The organism is Polaribacter sp. 2405UD43-2, assembly GCF_058147125.1.
In genome coordinates this window covers 1-17,669 of the sequence record NZ_JBYVJX010000012.1, presented here as the reverse complement: position 1 = coordinate 17,669, position 17,669 = coordinate 1, and the positions used below count along the sequence as shown (strand labels likewise).

Genomic DNA, 17,669 nt, shown 5'->3' with positions numbered 1-17,669 from the left:
TGTTTAAGACGTTTTCTTTGAGATGCAAAGATGCTAACAAAATAAATTTTAACCATCATTTTAAGAAATATTTACCAATATAATTTCTAATGTTTAAATTTTAACAATTTGTTATAGTTCTTAAAAAAGAAACCTTTCTATTTACAAATAGAAAGGTTCTTTAGATTGATTTTTATAAATTGATTTAAGCTGCTACACTTAATTCTTGTTCTTTCTTTTTTTGAGATTTTATAATTGAAATTTTCATTAAAATTGATACAACTAAGGCAACAACAAATAAACCTGCAAAAATTACAAGAGTAGTGTCTAAAGAACCTGTTTGTTCTTTAACCATATCGTAAATGGTTGGACCAATAACACCTGCTAATCCCCAAGCTGCTAATACCATTCCATGAATTGCGCCTAATTGTTTTGTGCCAAATAAATCGCCTAAGAATGCTGGTAAAGTTGCAAAACCACCACCATACATTGTAATTACTGTAAATAGTACAATTAAGAAAATGCTTTCTACACCAATTTTTGGTAAGAAATAAAAGGCTAAAATTTGAAAAGCAAAAAAGAGAATAAATGTATTTGCACGTCCTAAATAATCAGATAATGTAGACCATATAATTCTTCCTAAGCCATTAAAAACGCCAATAAAACCAACAATTGCTGCTGCTTGCATTGGTGTGTAACTTAATTTTTCTTGCATCATTGGGCTGGCTGCAGAAATTACAGCAATACCACATGAAATATTAATAAACATCATAATCCAGATGTAATAAAAACGAGGAGATTTTAAAGATTCGTTAGCAGTAATATTGGTTAAATCTTCTTTAATAACTTTACCTTCTCCTTCTTTATATCCTTCAGGAGCATAACCCACAGGAGGTCTTTCTATATAACTTGCAGATGATAGAATTAATACCATATAAATAATTCCTAGAATATAAAATGCATTTGCTACTCCAACAGTTTCAAATAATTTTGCCATTACAGGACCAAAAATTAGGGCAGCAAAACCAAATCCCATAATTGCCATTCCTGTTGCTAAACCACGTCTGTCTGGAAACCATTTTACCAAAGTGCTTACTGGGGTAATATAGCCTAAACCTAAACCTATACCACCAATTACACCATAGCATAAATAGAACAACCAAAGCGATTCTATTTGTACGGCTAAACCAGAACCTAAAATTCCTATTCCGTAAAAAATACCAGCAGTGGTTCCGCTAATTTTAGGGCCTACTTTTTCTACCCAACGTCCTAAGAATGCTGCTGATAAACCTAGTAATAAAATGGCTATTTTAAAAGCCCATTTAATAACACTTCCTTCTACATCAAATATATCTTTAACAGGGTTTGTCATTACAGAATATGCATATACAGAACCAATAGAAATATGGATTCCTACTGCAGAAGCTGCAATTAACCATCTGTTTTTTAGTTTTGGTAAACTCATTTTGTTTTCTTTAATTAATTTTTACTTTTTTAAAGTAGTTGCTTAAAATTTTTGATGCTTCTTCTAATTCTTCTTGCGTATTTTCTCTTGCATCTTTTAACTCATATTCCCAACCTAAAGTATCCCATTTATGGATACCTAATTTATGATAAGGTTGTAATTCTATTTGTTCTATTGTTTTGTAATCTTTAAAATAATCTCCTAATTGATGCAGTAATTCTGGCGTATTTGTTATTTCTGGAATTAACACATAACGCAACCACATTTTTTTACCTGAGGCTTCTCTATGTTTGGCAAAATTGAAGGTAGTTTCTTTGTTTTGTTTTCCAGTAATTCTTTGAAAACCTTCTTCAGTCATATGCTTAATGTCTAACATTACTAAATCTGTATGGCTGTCTAATAATTCTATTGCAGGATGATTTAGCAATCTTCCATTGGTGTCTAAGTTGGTATGAATTCCTTCTTCTTTTAATCTTTTAAAGAACGGAATTAAGTTGTGAGCTTGTAACAAAGGCTCGCCACCAGAAACGGTTACACCACCATTATCGCCAAAATAGGATTTCATATTTACAGCTTTTTTAACCAAATCTTCAATAAGATGTTCTTCTCCTCCGTGCGTATCTATGGTGTCTGGATTGTGACAATATTGGCATTTTAATTTACATCCTTGTAAAAAAATAACCATTCTAATTCCAGGACCATCATGTGTACCAAAAGACTCTATAGAATGTACGTTTAATATGTTTTCTTTTATTTTGATAGTGTTTGTTTTTTGTTGAAAAAAAAGGGACTCAAAAAATAGGTAATTTTTTTATTTTTTGAATCCCTTGTGAAATACATAAAAAGTACTACATAGAACCGTGGAAAGAACGCGAAATAACTTCCATTTGTTGTTCTTTAGTTAATCTAATAAAATTAACAGCATATCCAGAAACTCTAATTGTTAATTGAGGGTGATTTTCTGGATGCTCCATTGCATCTAATAAAGTTTCTTTGTCTAATACATTTACATTTAAATGTTGCGCTCCGTGTTCGAAATATCCATTTAAAGCTGCTACTAAATTGTCTATTCTATCTTCTTTAGTAGAACCTAACGATTTAGGAACAATAGAGAATGTATTAGAGATTCCGTCTTGAGAATCTTTATAGTCTATTTTTGCTACAGAGTTTAGTGAAGCAATTGCACCATTAGTGTCTCGCCCATGCATTGGGTTAGCACCAGGAGCAAAAGGCACACCTAAAGCTCTACCATCTGGTGTAGCTCCGGTTTTTTTACCATACACAACATTAGATGTAATTGTTAATACAGACATTGTTGGTTCTGCATCTTTATAAACTTTTAATTTTTTTAATTCGTTATTAAAGTCTTCTACAGCATTGTGAGCAAAAATATCTACTCTATTGTCGTCGTTTCCATACTTAGGGAATTCTCCTTTAATTTTAAAATCAACCGTTAAACCTTCTTCGTTTCTAATTGGTTTTACTTTTGCATATTTAATTGCTGCTAAAGAATCTGCTACAATAGATAAACCAGCAATACCGTAAGCAATATTAATTTCTGGGTTAGTATCTATTAAAGCCATTTGTGCTTTTTCGTAGTAATATTTGTCATGCATATAGTGAATGATGTTCATTGCATCATTATAAACTTTGGCAACTTTAGTCATAGCAACCTTAAAGTTTTTCATAACATTATCAAAGTCTAAATACTCACAATTACAAGGCTCAATTCCATCAACCATTTGAGTTCCTGTAATTTCACACTTACCTCCATTTATTGCTAACAATAATGTTTTAGCTAAGTTAGTTCTTGCACCAAAGAATTGAATTTGTTTACCAATTTCTTGATAAGAAACACAACAAGCAATTCCGTAATCGTCAGAACCTCTTAGGTTACGCATTAAATCATCATTTTCGAACTGAATAGATGAAGTGTCTATAGATACTTTTGCACAGAAATTTTTAAAGTTTTGTGGTAAAGTAGGAGACCAAAGAACAGTAATATTTGGTTCTGGTGATGGGCCTAAGTTGTATAAAGTGTTTAAGAAACGGAATGCGGTTTTGGTAACTTTTGTTCTACCGTCATTTAACATACCTCCAATTGCTTCTGTTACCCAAGTTGGGTCTCCAGCAAAAATTTCATCATAAGCAGCCATTCTTAAGTGACGCACCATTCTGAGTTTCATTACAAACTGGTCTATGTATTCTTGTGCTTCATCTTCTGTAATAACACCGTTTTCAATATCTTTTTCGATAAAAATATCTAAGAAAGTAGAAACATTACCTAAAGACATTGCAGCTCCATCTTGCTCTTTTACAGCAGCTAAGTAAGCCATATATGTCCATTGTACAGCTTCTTGTGCTGTTTCTGCTGGTCTGTTTAATTCTAAACCATAATGATTACCCATTGTAATCATATCTTTTAAAGCTCTTATTTGTTCAGAAACTTCTTCTCTTAAACGAATAACAGCGTCTGTCATTGGGCCTTCTATATTGTTAAGGTCTTCTTTTTTAACTTCGATTAATTTATCAATACCATATAAAGCTACACGTCTGTAATCACCAATAATTCTACCACGTGCATAATTGTCTGGTAAACCTGTTAAAAATCCTAAAGAACGGAATTTTCTAATTTCTGCATTATAGGCATCAAAAACACCATCATTATGCGTTTTTACATATTTAGAAAATAATTCGTTAATTTCTTCACTAGGTTTTAAACCATGTTCTTCTAAAGCTTTTTGAACTACTTTATAACCTCCAAAAGGTTTCATAGCTCTTTTTAATAAACCATCAGTTTGTAAACCAACAATTACTTCATTTTCTTTATCAATATAACCTGCACCAAAGCTAGCAACACCAGAAATAGTTTCTGTATCTACAGAATGTACACCATTATTTTGTCTTTCTTGTTGCATACCTTCTTTACAAATATCCCAAAGTTTTTGAGTTTTTTGAGTAGGTCCAACTAAAAATGAATCATCTCCTGTATAAGGAGTAATGTTATTAAAAACAAAGTCTCTAACGTTTATTGCTGTGTTCCAGAAACCTTTTTTAAACTCTTCTTTTGCTGGTTTTTCTAATGTTAATTCTTCTAATTTCATTATTAAATATTTAAGTTTTTTTATGTATTTTATTTCACTATGCAAATTTACTTTCGAAATAAACCCAAAAATATGATAAAAGTTAGGTTTTTCGAATTATTTAAGAAAACGTTGTAGTTGTTGTTTGTTGTTTATCAGTTAGTTATCGTTTTAATTTTAGCCTTATAAGTATAAATAATTAATTACATTTGCAAAAATATTAAGTTTAACCTATAAAAGTATAGCATGCAACTGTACAATAAGTTAAGCGCAAAAGAACGCGCAGCATTAATTGATGAAGCTGGTAAAGACCGCATCACCATTTCTTTCTATCAATATTATAAGATAGAAAATCCACAATTATTTAGAGATAAACTATTCTTAGAATGGAATAAGTTAGATGTTTTAGGAAGAATTTATGTTTCTTTTGAAGGCATAAATGCTCAACTTTCTGTTCCTGCTGAGAATTTTTATGCGTTAAAAAATCAACTAGATCGTATTTCTTTTTTAAAAGACATTCGTTTAAATGTGGCTGTAGAGCAAGACAATAAATCTTTTTTAAAGTTAAAAGTAAAGGTTAGAAACAAAATTGTTGCAGACGGTTTAAATGATGATACTTTTGATGTTACCAACAAAGGTGTGCATTTAAATGCTAAAGAATTCAACAAAATGTTGGCAAATCCTGACACGGTTTGTGTAGATATGCGAAATCATTACGAAAGTGAAATTGGTCATTTTGATGGTGCTGTAACTCCAGATGTAGATACATTTAGAGATTCTTTAGATATTATAGAAGAAGATTTAAAAGACCATAAAGAAGATAAGAATTTATTGATGTATTGTACAGGTGGAATCCGTTGCGAAAAAGCATCAGCATATTATAAACACAAAGGATTTAAAAACGTTTTTCAGTTGGAAGGCGGAATTATAGAATATACGCGTCAAGTGAAACAAGAAGGAATCGAAAATAAATTTATTGGCAAAAATTTTGTATTCGATCATAGAAGAGCAGAAAAAATTACAGATGATGTAGTTTCTAATTGTCATCAATGTGGAAAACCTTGCGATACGCATACTAATTGTGCAAACGAAGCCTGTCATTTATTATTTATTCAGTGTGATGAATGTGCAGAAAAGATGGAGAATACGTGTTCTACAGATTGTCAAGAAATCATTCAATTGTCTTTTAAAGAACAAAAAGAATTAAGAAAAGGAAAAGCCAATAGCAATAAAATATTTAAAAAAGGACGTTCAGAAGTTCTAAAATTTAAAAAATAAAAATATGCAGAAAATCGAATTAATGGCACCTGCAGGGAACTTCGAAAGTTTACAAGCGGCTTTAGACAATGGTTGTGATTCAATTTATTTTGGTGTAGAGCAATTAAATATGCGTGCAAGAGCTTCTATTAACTTTACGTTAGATGATTTAGAAGAAATATCTAAAAGATGTTCAGAAAAAAATGTGAGAACCTATCTCACATTAAACACCATTGTTTACGATCATGATTTATCAATAGTAAAAACATTGATAAAAAAAGCCAAAGATGCCAATATTACGGCTGTAATTGCTATGGATCAAGCCGTAATTTCTATGGCTAGAGCGCAACAAATGGAAGTGCATATTTCTACACAAATCAATATTACAAACATAGAAACGGTTAAGTTTTACAGTTTGTTTGCAGACACAATTGTGTTGAGTAGAGAATTGAGTTTACGTCAAGTAAAAAAGATTACAGAACAAATTGAAAAAGATCAAATTAAAGGTCCTTCAGGAAAATTAATAGAAATCGAAATTTTTGGTCATGGCGCTTTGTGTATGGCAGTTTCTGGCAAATGTTATATGAGTTTACACTCTCATAATTCATCAGCAAATAGAGGTGCTTGCAAACAAAATTGCAGAAAAAAATATACAGTTATAGACCAAGAAACTGGTTTCGAAATGGAGTTGGATAATGAATATATTATGTCTCCAAAAGACTTGTGTACCATCGATTTTTTAGATCAAATTGCAGATGCAGGTATTAAAGTTCTAAAGATTGAAGGACGAGGCAGAGCACCAGAATATGTGGCAAAAGTAATTAAATGTTACAGAGAAGCTATAGATAGTTTAGTTGATAAAACTTACGATAAAGAAAAAGTAATTTCTTGGATGCAAGAGTTAGAAAAAGTTTACAATCGTGGTTTTTGGAACGGTTATTATTTAGGACAAAAATTAGGAGAATGGAGTAAAGAACCAGGTTCTCACGCAACTCAAAAGAAAGTGTATTTAGGTAAAGGAGAACATTATTTTGACAAAGCTAAAATTGGTCAGTTTAAAATTGATGCTTATGATGTAAATGTTGGTGACACCATTTTAATTACAGGACCCACAACAGGTGCACAAGAAATGGAACTCAAACAAATGTTTGTAAATGATAAACCGTCAGAAAAAGCAATAAAAGGAGATGAAGTTACAATGAAATTAGACTTTAAAATTAGAAGGTCAGACAAGTTGTATAAAATTGTAAAAACAGAATTTGCTAAAAATTAATGGTAGTAATAACATTACAAAGAAATAAATGTATTGGCTGTAATTACTGTGTAGAGTTGGCTCCAGCTCAGTTTCAGATGTCAAAAAAAGACGGTAAATCTGTCTTGTTACATTCCACAGAAAAAAAAGGTTTTTTTACTCTAAAATCTTTTGATGATTCTATTTTAGACTGTTCAAATGAGGCTAAAAAAGCCTGTCCAGTAAATATTATTGCAGTAAAACAGGTTTAATAATTTATGAAACTCTATAAAAAAGACCTCAAAATTGAGGTCTTTTTTAACTTTAGAAAAAAACTTTTTCACGAATTATAATTCAATTCTTATAAATTCTAAATGGATTAATTTTTAAATAAACAGTAAAACTACATTTGGAGAATAATAAAAGAAAAAACAGATAGGAAACTTTCATTTACCTGTTTTTTCATTGTTTGAGAATGCGTATATTTACGAATCAGTGAAGATTAGATTGAGTTTATGTATCAGTCTGATAATCAAATTATGAACAGAAAAAAGCCTTGGGCTTTTCTATAATATATACTTAAATGGTATGTGGAAGTTGTGGTACAACCAAAAATGGAGTACCAAAAGGTTGTAAAAGTAATGGTAATTGTGGTACAGGAAGCTCTTGTGGTAGTGGAAGTAAACTAGCGGTTTTTGATTGGCTTTCTAATATGACTTTACCAAGTGGAGAAGAAAAATTTAATATTTTCGAAATCCGATTTAAAAACGGAAGAAAACATTTTTATAAAAACCCTGATAATTTACCCCTAACAATGGGAGATATTGTGGCTGTAGAAGGAAATCCGGGTCATGATGTTGGTGTGGTTTCATTATCTGGAGAATTGGTAAAAGTACAAATGAAAAAGCGCAAAATTAGTGCTGATCATGAAGATGTAAAAAAAATCTACAGAAAAGCTAGTCAAAAAGATATAGATATTTGGCAAACAGCTAGAGCTAAAGAAGAAGAAACACAACGCAGAGGAAGAGAAATTTTAGGGCGTTTAGGTTTGCAAATGAAATTATCTGATGTAGAATATCAAGGAGATGGAAACAAAGCTACTTTCTATTATACAGCAGATGCAAGAGTAGATTTTAGACAATTAATTAGAGATTTAGCCAGTGCATTTTCTATTCGTGTAGAAATGAAACAAGTTGGTGCAAGACAAGAAGCTGCAAGATTGGGTGGTGTTGGTTCTTGTGGTAGGGAATTATGTTGTTCTACTTGGTTAACAGATTTCAGAAAAGTAACTACCTCTGCAGCTCGTTATCAGCAATTATCACTAAATCCGTTAAAATTAGCAGGACAATGTGGCAAACTAAAATGCTGTTTAAATTTTGAATTAGACACTTATTTAGATGCTTTAAAACCATTTCCAAAACAAGATTTGGTTTTAAAAACCGAAAAGGGGGATGCCGTTTTTGTAAAGATGGATATTTTTAAAAAACACCTCTGGTATACTTACAAAGAAGAGCGTTTTAAGTGGTTTAGATTAACCTTAGAACAGGTTTTAGAAATAATTGAACTCAATAAGAATAATGAGAAATCTGCTACGTTAGAAGAATACGAATCTGATGTGGTTATTCCTGAAACAGTAGATTTCGAAGATGCAGTGGGGCAAGATAGTTTAACGCGTTTTGATGCTCCAAAGAAAAGCAGGAGAAATAGAAATAGAAGGAAGAAAAAACCTGTTGCAGCTGTAGCAAACAATACACAACAAAAACCAAATCAAAAAAGAAAACCACAGGCAAAGAAACAGCCTAATCAGCAACAAAAACAACAGCTAAAAAGGAATCAAAATTCATCACAAACTGAAGCAAAAAAGAATAACAAACCTAGAAAAAATAATAGAAATCGTAAAAATAACAAACCAAATAATGGTAGCAATGCTGAAAAGAAATAATTTTTCAATTGTTTTAATACTTCTTTTTTTGATGTTTTCTTGTGATGATAAAACTGATTTTAATCAATATAAGTCTATTAATCTTAATGGTTGGAAAGCAAATGAAAAAGTATTTTTTGAGTTTGATGTAACAGATACAGTTGCTAAGAAAAACCTGTTTATTAATATTAGAAATAATAACAATTACGAGTTTAGTAATCTGTATCTAATTACAGAATTAGATTTTCCAAACGGAACCAAAATAGTAGATACTTTACAATATGAAATGGCTGATAAAACAGGTAAGTTTTTAGGCTCTGGTTATACAGAAATCAAAGAAAATAAATTATTTTATAAAGAAAAAAAGACGTTTCCAATTTCTGGAAAATATACATTTAATGTACGTCACGCAATGAGAAAAAATGGCGAGGTAAATCCTATGGAGTTTTTAAAAGGAATTCAAGAAGTAGGATTTAGCATAGAAAATTAAATTTAAAAATGACAAAAAAGAAAACAACGAATTTTAAAAAATACATAAAATGGTTTTGGGGCATAATCCTTGGCGGATTTTCTCTTTTAATATTATTATTTTTATTTGCTTCTTGGGGGCTTTTGGGAGCTTTACCCACTTTTGAAGAACTAGAGAATCCAGAAAATAACTTAGCAACAGAGGTTATTTCTTCTGATGGAAAAACCTTAGGGAAATATGCAATGGAGAACAGGACTCCTATAAAATACAAAGACTTACCACAAAACATAGTTAAAGCTTTAGTTGCCACAGAAGATGAGCGTTTTTACGAACATTCTGGTATCGATTTTAGAGGTACTGCAAGAGCGGTTTTAAAACCAGGAAGCGGAGGTGCAAGTACCATTACACAACAGTTGGCAAAAATGTTGTTTACAGGAAGAGTATCAAGAAATATTTTTTTAAGAATAGGACAAAAAGTAAAAGAATGGGTAGTTGCCACTAAATTAGAAAGACAATATACCAAGCACGAAATATTAACAATGTATTTAAATAAGTACGACTTTCTAAATCAGGCAGTTGGTATTCGTTCTGCGGCAAGAATTTATTTCGGAAAAGAGCCAAAAGAGTTAGATTTAGAAGAATCAGCAATGCTGGTTGGAATGTTAAAAAACTCATCCTATTTTAATCCTTTAAGAAGACCAAAATTAGTAAAACAACGTAGAAATGTTGTTTTAAAACAGATGAATCGTAATGAGTATATTTCATTAGAAGAAAAAGATTCGTTACAACAATTAGATTTAGGTTTAGACATTCATAAAGAAGGTCATTCAGATGGAACAGCAACGTATTTTAGATCGCATTTACAAAAAGTTTTAAGAAAGTGGGTGCAAGAAAATCCAAAACCAAATGGAGAGCAATACAATATTTTTAGAGACGGATTAAAGATTTATGTAACCCTAGACTCTAGAATGCAAAAATATGCAGAAGAAGCTGTAAAAGAGCATATATCTAACTTACAATCGTACTTTTTTAAAGAACAAAAACGAAATAAAACGGCACCTTTTTACGATTTAGAAAAAGACCAAATAAAAGGAATATACACAAGAGCAAAGAAAAATTCTGATAGATATAAGAGATTAAAAATAGCAGGAAAATCAGAAAAAGAAATCGATAAAATTTTTAATACAAAAACAAAAATGAGTGTCTTTTCTTGGAAAGGAGATATAGACACCATTATGTCTCCAAACGATTCTATAAAGTATTACAAATATTTTTTACGTTCTGGGTTGTTATCCATAGAACCACAATCTGGTCATATAAAAGCTTGGGTGGGTGGTATAGACAACAAACATTTTAAATACGATGCAGTTGCCCAACAAAAAAGACAAGTGGGTTCTACGTTTAAACCATTTGTGTATGCAACAGCAATTAATCAATTAAAGTTATCTCCTTGCGACGAATATCCAAATACACCCTATACAATTCCAAAAGGAAAATATGGAATTCCAGAAGAATGGACGCCAAAAAATTCTGATGATAAGTATGGTGGAATGATAAGTTTAAAAGACGGTTTAGCGGGTTCTGTAAATACAATGTCTGCAAGATTAATAGATATGGTTTCACCAGAAAATGTGGCGCGTTTAGCAAAGTCTGCAGGTATAGAAAGTGAAATTCAAGCAAATCCTTCTATTGCATTAGGTGCAGTAGATTTGTCTTTAATAGAAATGGTAAGTGCTTATGCAACTTTTGCAAACAAAGGTTTACGAGTTTCTCCAATGATTTTAACAAGAATTGAAGACAAAAACGGAACAGTATTACAAGAATTTACCCCAGAAACTAAAGAGGTTTTAAGTGAAGAATCTGCTTATGTAGTTTTAGATTTATTAAAAGGTGTAACAATGTCTGGTTCTGGTGTTCGTTTACGTTTGCCCTGGAAAAAACCAGCTTATGTTACTGGGCATCCTTATAAATTTGACAATCCTATTGCGGGTAAAACAGGTACCACACAAAATCAATCTGATGGTTGGTTTATGGGAATTGTACCAAATTTAGCAACAGGAGTTTGGACTGGTGGCGAAGATAGAGCAACTCATTTTGCCGGAATTACAAAAGGTCAGGGAGCCACAATGTCTTTGCCTTCTTGGGCATTATTTATGAAAAAATGTTATGCAGATAAAACCTTAAACATCAGTAAAGAAGATTTTGAAAAACCAGAAAATCTTACTATCAACATTAATTGTGTTGATAAAAAAGATGAAAAAGGAGATGAAAAGAAAGAAATAATTCCTGAAGAAGATACAGATTTTTAATCCTGAACTTATTTCAGAATATTAAAATACATTTAAATATGATAAACAAAAAAGTAAACAATGTACAAGAAGCTTTACAAGGAGTAAAAAGCGGAATGACACTAATGTTTGGGGGTTTTGGTTTGTGTGGCATCCCAGAAAATTCAATATTAGAATTGGTAAAATTAAATGTTAGAGAGGTTACTTGTATTTCTAACAATGCTGGTGTAGACGATTTTGGCTTAGGATTATTATTACAAGGTAAGCAAATTAAAAAAATGATTTCTTCTTACGTTGGTGAAAATGATGAATTTGAACGACAAATGTTGTCAGGAGAATTAGAAGTAGAGCTTACACCACAAGGTACTTTAGCCGAAAAATGTAGAGCAGCTCAAGCAGGTTTTCCTGCATTTTATACACCTGCTGGTTACGGAACAGAGGTTGCAAAAGGAAAAGAAACCAGAGAATTTGATGGTAAAATGTACGTTTTAGAACCCGCTTTTAAAGCCGATTTTGCTTTTGTAAAAGCTTGGAAAGGTGATGCTGCAGGCAATTTAGTTTTTAAAGGAACTTCAAGAAATTTTAATCCAAATATGTGCGGAGCAGCAACAATTACAGTGGCAGAAGTAGAAGAATTGGTTCCTGTTGGCGAGTTAGACCCTAATAATATTCACATTCCAGGAATATTTGTACAACGTATTTTTGAAGGAAAAAATTACGAAAAAAGAATTGAACAACGCACAGTTCGTGTTAAATAATGTAACAATTGTTTAATGTAAAAATGAAAAATCCTGCTGTTGATAAATCAATTGAAGTTGCATTAATGGTAATTAATTATTGTGAAATTTTACAGGCAGAGAGAAAATATGTAATATCTCGTCAATTGTTAAAATCGGGCACAAGTATAGGCGCAAATATTCATGAAGCTCAAAATTCTGAAAGTAAAGCAGACTTTATTCATAAAATGAAAATTGCTACTAAAGAATTAGAAGAAACCAAATATTGGTTAATTTTATGTGAAAAATCAGAAACCTACCCAACTCATTTTGATTTGAGAAAAAAAGTAAATGAATTAGGACTGATTTTATATAAAATATTAAGTACAAGTATTAAATCTCGCAAACAGAATTAATACATTTATTAATTATTTAATTGATACATTAATATGTTAGACAAAAACGGAATCGCAAAAAGAATCGCACAAGAAGTTCAAGACGGATTTTATGTAAACTTAGGAATTGGTATTCCAACTTTAGTGGCTAATTATGTAAGAGATGATATTGAAGTTGAATTTCAATCTGAAAACGGTGTTTTAGGAATGGGACCTTTTCCGTTTGAAGGTGAAGAAGATGCAGACATTATAAATGCAGGTAAACAAACCATAACTACAATGCCAGGAGCAAGTTTTTTTGATTCTGCTACAAGTTTTGCTATGATTCGTGGTAAACACGTTCACTTAACAATTTTAGGAGCTATGGAAGTTGCCGAAAATGGAGATATTGCCAATTGGAAAATTCCAGGTAAAATGGTAAAAGGAATGGGTGGTGCAATGGATTTAGTTGCCTCTGCAGATAATATTATTGTAGCAATGATGCACACCAATAAACGTGGCGAATCTAAACTATTAAAGAAATGTTCTTTGCCTCTCACTGGAGTTGGCTGTGTAACAAAAGTAGTTACTAATTTAGCCGTTTTAGAAGTAAAAAACAATCAATTTCATTTGTTAGAAAGAGCTCCTGGGGTTTCCGTAGAAGAAATTCAAAATGCCACTGAGGGTACTTTAGTTGTAAATGGAGAAATTCCAGAGATGAGCCTATCCTAAATCCTTTCATAAGGAAAGAACTTTGCTTACTCAAATGAAAATAAATAATAAAATCATTTTTTAAGAAACTAATTTAGAGAATGAGTTTTTTCCCCTTTGGGGAAATTAAAAGGAGAAAATGAAAATAATATCATACAACGTAAACGGAATTAGAGCTGCATTAAAAAAGGGATTTATAGATTGGTTGCAAGCTGCAAATCCAGATGTAATTTGCATACAAGAAACCAAAGCACATAAAGAACAATTAGATGTAACCGAGTTCGAAAACGCAGGTTATCCTTATCATTATTGGTTTTCTGCTCAAAAAAAAGGATATTCTTCTGTGGCTGTTTTTTGTAAAGAAAAGCCAAATCATATAGAATACGGAACAGGTATAGAAACGATGGATTTTGAAGGTAGAAATTTACGCGTAGATTTTGATGAGGTTTCTATAATGAGTATGTATTTACCATCAGGTACTAATGACGCACGTTTAGATTTTAAATTCAATTATATGGATGAAATTCTAGCATATACATCAGAATTAAGAAAAACAATCCCAAATTTAGTTATCTGCGGAGATTACAATATTTGTCATGAAGCAATAGACATTCACAACCCAAAAATGAAAGGCGTTTCTGGGTTTTTACCTGAAGAACGAGAGTGGTTAAGTAAATTTATCAATAGCGGATTTACAGATAGTTTTCGTTATTTAAACCCAGATAAACAACAATATTCTTGGTGGAGTTATAGAGCAAATGCCAGAGCCAATAACAAAGGTTGGCGTTTAGATTACGCAATGGTTTCAGAGCCTTTAAAAGAAAAAATTTCTAGAGCTTATATTTTGCCAGAAGCAAAACATTCTGATCACTGCCCAATTGCTGTCGAGTTAGATTTATAATATTTAAAATGTCAGGTTGAGCGCAGTCGAAACCTAAAAGAAAAGATGAAAAAACTACTTATAATCCTTCTATTAACTAGCACCATTTTTTCTCAAAAGAAAAAAGATAGTATTTTAGAACTTAAAAAAGACACTATTTTTATTGCCAAAGATTCTTTAAAAGAACCTAAAAAACCAACGTTATTTTCTGATGAAGATTTAAAAATGATGGATAGTTTATTGGTTGAAGAAAAATTTAATTCAGCTTTAATTGATACACTTGTGTATGTTATTAATGATAAAGATATTACAGGAAATGTAAAAACAGCAGTTACTACAGATTTATTAAAAGTTCGTTTGTCTAATTTAAACCATAAAACTCCTTTTAATTTAGCTTATAATCCATCTTTAGAAAAAGTGATTAATAGCTATTTGTTATATAGAAAAAAATATTATCCAGCTTTAATGGCAAAGGCAAAATATTATTTTCCAATGTTTGAGCAATATCTAGATCAATATGATATTCCGCTAGAAATGAAATATTTAGCCATTGTAGAATCTGCTTTAAAACCAAGAGCCAGATCTAGAGTGGGTGCTTCTGGTTTGTGGCAATTTATGTACGGAACAGGAAAACAGTTTGGTTTAAAAGTAAGTTCTTATGTAGATGAAAGGTATAATCCTGTAAAAGCAACTATTGCTGCCTGCAAATATTTAAGTCAATTATTTACCATTTTTGGCGATTGGGATTTGGCTTTAGCAGCCTATAATTCTGGACCAGGAAATGTTAGAAAAGCAATAAAACGTTCTGGAGGATATAAAAATTATTGGAACATTAGACCCTATTTACCAAGAGAAACAGCAGGTTATGTACCTGCATTTTATGCTACAATGTACATTTTTGAATATGCCAATGAACACAGAATTTATTCTGAAATCCCTAAGTTTTTTAACTTTCAAACAGATACAATTCGTGTAAAAAGAACCATTAGTTTCGATCAAATTTCAGAAAAAATTAATGTAGATGAAGAAACTTTAGCAGACTTAAATCCTTCTTATAAATTAGATATTATTCCGTTTGTAAAAAATAGAAATTATGCTGTAAGATTGCCAAGCAATAAAATTGTAGAATTTTTAGATAAAGAAAAAGAAATTTATGCTTTAGCGGATGATGATGATGCTAAAAGAGAAAAACCTTTGCCTAAATACTTTGAAATGGATAAACGCATCCGTTACAGAGTTAAAAGCGGAGATTATTTAGGAAAAATTGCCAATAAATTTGGAGTTCGTGTAAGCCAAATAAAACGTTGGAACGGTTTAAAAACAAGTAGATTAAGAATAGGACAAAGACTATATGTTTATCCAAAAAAAATAGCATTTTTACAAGTAAAATCATCAAAAAATAAAAACAAAGAACTTTCTAAATCTGCTATTAAAAAAGGAAGTTTTCAAGTGTATATTGTTAAAAAAGGAGATTCACTTTGGAGCATTTCTAAAAAATTTAAGAATGTTTCTATCGAAAAAATTAAAAAATGGAACAATATTTGGGGTGCTAAAGGTTTAAAACCTGGAACTAAACTTAAAATATATAAAAGCTAATCTTATGAAAAAAATATACACTCTACTAACAATTGTAATTTTATTGGCTTCTTGTACTGGTAGCGATAAATTTGTTTTGCGTAATTCTATTGGTAAAGTAAATAAGGTAATGGTAGTTACCAAAGCAAGTGATTGGAATGGAGATATTGGTAAAGAAATAAGAAATTCTTTTGGCAAGTTAATGGTAGGTTTGCCACAACCAGAACCAATTCTATCGGTTTCGCAAGTGGCTCCTAACGGATTTGGAAGTATGATGAAAGTTGGTAGAAATATCTTAATTATTGGTGTTGCTGATAAAGAAAAATTCTTTGTGAAAAAAAATGTATACGCACAGCCACAGACTATTGTTTACGTGTATGCAAAAGACGATGAAGCTGTTGTAAAAATGTTTAAAAAACACGAAAAAGAAATTATAGATATTTTTACAGATTCAGACATTAAGATGACTCAAAATCTTTTTAAAAAAATACAATTAGATAACGCTAAGTTTAAAACATTGCAAAATTTAGGGATAACACTAACCATTCATGATAAATTTAATACAGTAGATGATACAGGAGATTTTTTATGGTTACGTCATCATTTAACAAGCGGAATTGCAAAAACCGGTAGTAATAATATTTTAGTATATGCTGTTCCTTTAGAAAATGAAGAAACAGTTGCAGATAGTATTGTTTCTGTAAGAAATAGAATAGGTAAAAAGTACATTCCTGGTTCTAAAGAGGGTATGTATATGATTACAGAAAAAGCCTATACTCCTTTTACTTTTGATGCAGTTATAGATGGTAAAAAAGCTTATGAAACTCGTGGTAAATGGGAAGTTAAAAACGATTTTATGGCAGGGCCATTTTTAAACTATACTGTTGTTGATAAAAAGAACAACAGATTAATTGTTTTTGAAGGCTTTACTTATGCGCCGTCTGTAAACAAAAGAGCTTTTTTGTTCGAATTAGAAGCCATTGCAAAATCGATGAAAATTAAATAAATAATTTCAAAATTTAGATATTTAGACTAGAAGTTTTTGCTTCCAGTTTTTTTATGTAATTCATAATCAAAAACTTATTTCTTATATTTGGAATTCAACCATAAAAACTTTTTATCATGGAAATGAATTTCTACGTTTTATTTATTGCAGCAATAATCCCATTATTAATGGGGTTTATCTGGTATGGACCAATTTTTGGTAATGCTTGGATGAAAGAAATGAACTTTACTAAAGAATCTTTAGAAGGACAAAATATGGCAAAAATATTTATACTTTGTTACATATTTAGTCTTTTAGTAGCATTCTTTTTACAATTTATTGTTATTCATCAAATGGGAATTTTTCAAACGTTAATTAACGAGCCTGGTTTTAATGAACAAACAGGCGAAACTTTTACTTACTTTCAAGATTTTGTAGCAAAATACGGAGATCGTTTTAGAACTTTTCAGCACGGTGTTTTACATGGAGTAATGTCTGGATTATTTTTTGTACTGCCAATACTTTCTATTATTGCAATGTTTGAAAAAAAATCTGTTAAATATGTTGCTATTAATACTGGTTATTGGATTGTTACTTTAGCAATTATGGGGGGTATAATTTGCCAGTGGTTATAGAGTGTTAAAAACTGTTATAAAACAAAAACCACGTTTTAGGCGCTACCGTCTAGACACATTTCTAAAGAGTATCCAACCTTGCATAATTGCAGAAAATTTT

General features: G+C 30.9%; 16 protein-coding genes. 13 read left to right on the top strand and 3 right to left on the bottom strand.

What is annotated here, in order from left to right; translation table 11 throughout:
• Window positions 1-184: 184 nt before the first annotated feature.
• The 3 genes from ACY2RX_RS13225 to pflB form a co-directional block, all read right to left on the bottom strand.
• The gene (locus ACY2RX_RS13225) at window positions 185-1,444 is read right to left on the bottom strand and encodes an L-lactate MFS transporter (RefSeq protein WP_490104454.1); all 1,260 of its coding nucleotides are present in this window, start codon (window positions 1,442-1,444) and stop codon (window positions 185-187) included.
• A 10-nt stretch (window positions 1,445-1,454) separates the two neighbouring features.
• Entirely contained in the window at window positions 1,455-2,168 is a 714-nt protein-coding gene (gene pflA / locus ACY2RX_RS13220) for a pyruvate formate-lyase-activating protein (protein WP_490104479.1), read from the bottom strand.
• Window positions 2,169-2,292: 124 nt separating this feature from the next.
• The gene (pflB, locus tag ACY2RX_RS13215) at window positions 2,293-4,548 is read right to left on the bottom strand and encodes a formate C-acetyltransferase (RefSeq protein WP_490104453.1); all 2,256 of its coding nucleotides are present in this window, start codon (window positions 4,546-4,548) and stop codon (window positions 2,293-2,295) included.
• A gap of 225 nt (window positions 4,549-4,773) precedes the next feature.
• Here pflB and trhO point away from each other — a divergent pair, with 225 nt between their 5' ends.
• From trhO to ACY2RX_RS13150, 13 genes are all read left to right on the top strand, one after another.
• A complete protein-coding gene (trhO, locus tag ACY2RX_RS13210; RefSeq protein WP_490104452.1) occupies window positions 4,774-5,805 on the top strand; it encodes an oxygen-dependent tRNA uridine(34) hydroxylase TrhO in 1,032 nt (343 codons plus the stop codon).
• A gap of 4 nt (window positions 5,806-5,809) precedes the next feature.
• The gene (locus ACY2RX_RS13205) at window positions 5,810-7,057 is read left to right on the top strand and encodes a U32 family peptidase (protein WP_490104451.1); all 1,248 of its coding nucleotides are present in this window, start codon (window positions 5,810-5,812) and stop codon (window positions 7,055-7,057) included.
• Window positions 7,057-7,287 (top strand): ferredoxin, encoded by a 231-nt coding sequence (locus ACY2RX_RS13200; RefSeq protein ID WP_490104450.1) that lies wholly within the window; start codon window positions 7,057-7,059, stop codon window positions 7,285-7,287. The genes ACY2RX_RS13205 and ACY2RX_RS13200 overlap by 1 nt, the downstream gene beginning before the upstream one ends.
• 311 nt (window positions 7,288-7,598) lie before the next feature.
• A complete protein-coding gene (locus tag ACY2RX_RS13195; RefSeq protein ID WP_490104449.1) occupies window positions 7,599-8,957 on the top strand; it encodes a PSP1 domain-containing protein in 1,359 nt (452 codons plus the stop codon).
• Complete coding sequence (locus ACY2RX_RS13190; RefSeq protein ID WP_490104448.1) at window positions 8,941-9,426, top strand: gliding motility lipoprotein GldH; 486 nt, start codon at window positions 8,941-8,943, stop codon at window positions 9,424-9,426. Before ACY2RX_RS13195 ends, ACY2RX_RS13190 begins: the two co-directional genes overlap by 17 nt.
• 8 nt (window positions 9,427-9,434) lie before the next feature.
• Entirely contained in the window at window positions 9,435-11,714 is a 2,280-nt protein-coding gene (locus ACY2RX_RS13185; RefSeq protein WP_490104447.1) for a transglycosylase domain-containing protein, read from the top strand.
• A 38-nt stretch (window positions 11,715-11,752) separates the two neighbouring features.
• On the top strand, window positions 11,753-12,451 hold the full coding sequence (locus ACY2RX_RS13180; RefSeq protein ID WP_490104446.1) for a CoA transferase subunit A: 699 nt from the start codon (window positions 11,753-11,755) through the stop codon (window positions 12,449-12,451).
• A gap of 23 nt (window positions 12,452-12,474) precedes the next feature.
• Entirely contained in the window at window positions 12,475-12,825 is a 351-nt protein-coding gene (locus ACY2RX_RS13175) for a four helix bundle protein (protein WP_490104445.1), read from the top strand.
• Between the two features lie 33 nt (window positions 12,826-12,858).
• A complete protein-coding gene (locus ACY2RX_RS13170; protein ID WP_490104444.1) occupies window positions 12,859-13,515 on the top strand; it encodes a 3-oxoacid CoA-transferase subunit B in 657 nt (218 codons plus the stop codon).
• 118 nt (window positions 13,516-13,633) lie between these two features.
• Window positions 13,634-14,395, top strand: coding sequence for an exodeoxyribonuclease III (locus ACY2RX_RS13165; protein ID WP_490104443.1), 762 nt, complete (start codon window positions 13,634-13,636; stop codon window positions 14,393-14,395).
• A gap of 45 nt (window positions 14,396-14,440) precedes the next feature.
• Window positions 14,441-15,970: a lytic transglycosylase domain-containing protein gene (locus ACY2RX_RS13160; protein WP_490104442.1), complete on the top strand. Its 1,530-nt coding sequence runs from the start codon at window positions 14,441-14,443 to the stop codon at window positions 15,968-15,970.
• A 4-nt stretch (window positions 15,971-15,974) separates the two neighbouring features.
• Window positions 15,975-16,955, top strand: a complete 981-nt coding sequence (locus ACY2RX_RS13155) for a DUF4837 family protein (protein ID WP_490104441.1) — start codon at window positions 15,975-15,977, stop codon at window positions 16,953-16,955.
• Between the two features lie 122 nt (window positions 16,956-17,077).
• Window positions 17,078-17,569 carry a DUF1761 domain-containing protein gene (locus ACY2RX_RS13150; RefSeq protein WP_490104440.1) on the top strand — a complete coding sequence of 164 codons (492 nt, stop codon included), beginning with the start codon at window positions 17,078-17,080 and terminating at the stop codon, window positions 17,567-17,569.
• Window positions 17,570-17,669 lie beyond the last annotated feature (100 nt).

Bases quoted from the DNA above. Each gene is read 5' to 3' on its own strand.
- ACY2RX_RS13225 (WP_490104454.1), bottom strand. From the start codon at position 1,444: ATGAGTTTACCAAAACTAAAAAACAGATGGTTAATTGCAGCTTCTGCA.
- pflB (WP_490104453.1), bottom strand. From the start codon at position 4,548: ATGAAATTAGAAGAATTAACATTAGAAAAACCAGCAAAAGAAGAGTTT.
- trhO (WP_490104452.1), top strand. From the start codon at position 4,774: ATGCAACTGTACAATAAGTTAAGCGCAAAAGAACGCGCAGCATTAATT.
- ACY2RX_RS13205 (WP_490104451.1), top strand. From the start codon at position 5,810: ATGCAGAAAATCGAATTAATGGCACCTGCAGGGAACTTCGAAAGTTTA.
- ACY2RX_RS13200 (WP_490104450.1), top strand. From the start codon at position 7,057: ATGGTAGTAATAACATTACAAAGAAATAAATGTATTGGCTGTAATTAC.
- ACY2RX_RS13195 (WP_490104449.1), top strand. From the start codon at position 7,599: ATGGTATGTGGAAGTTGTGGTACAACCAAAAATGGAGTACCAAAAGGT.
- ACY2RX_RS13190 (WP_490104448.1), top strand. From the start codon at position 8,941: ATGCTGAAAAGAAATAATTTTTCAATTGTTTTAATACTTCTTTTTTTG.
- ACY2RX_RS13185 (WP_490104447.1), top strand. From the start codon at position 9,435: ATGACAAAAAAGAAAACAACGAATTTTAAAAAATACATAAAATGGTTT.
- ACY2RX_RS13180 (WP_490104446.1), top strand. From the start codon at position 11,753: ATGATAAACAAAAAAGTAAACAATGTACAAGAAGCTTTACAAGGAGTA.
- ACY2RX_RS13175 (WP_490104445.1), top strand. From the start codon at position 12,475: ATGAAAAATCCTGCTGTTGATAAATCAATTGAAGTTGCATTAATGGTA.
- ACY2RX_RS13170 (WP_490104444.1), top strand. From the start codon at position 12,859: ATGTTAGACAAAAACGGAATCGCAAAAAGAATCGCACAAGAAGTTCAA.
- ACY2RX_RS13165 (WP_490104443.1), top strand. From the start codon at position 13,634: ATGAAAATAATATCATACAACGTAAACGGAATTAGAGCTGCATTAAAA.
- ACY2RX_RS13160 (WP_490104442.1), top strand. From the start codon at position 14,441: ATGAAAAAACTACTTATAATCCTTCTATTAACTAGCACCATTTTTTCT.
- ACY2RX_RS13155 (WP_490104441.1), top strand. From the start codon at position 15,975: ATGAAAAAAATATACACTCTACTAACAATTGTAATTTTATTGGCTTCT.
- ACY2RX_RS13150 (WP_490104440.1), top strand. From the start codon at position 17,078: ATGAATTTCTACGTTTTATTTATTGCAGCAATAATCCCATTATTAATG.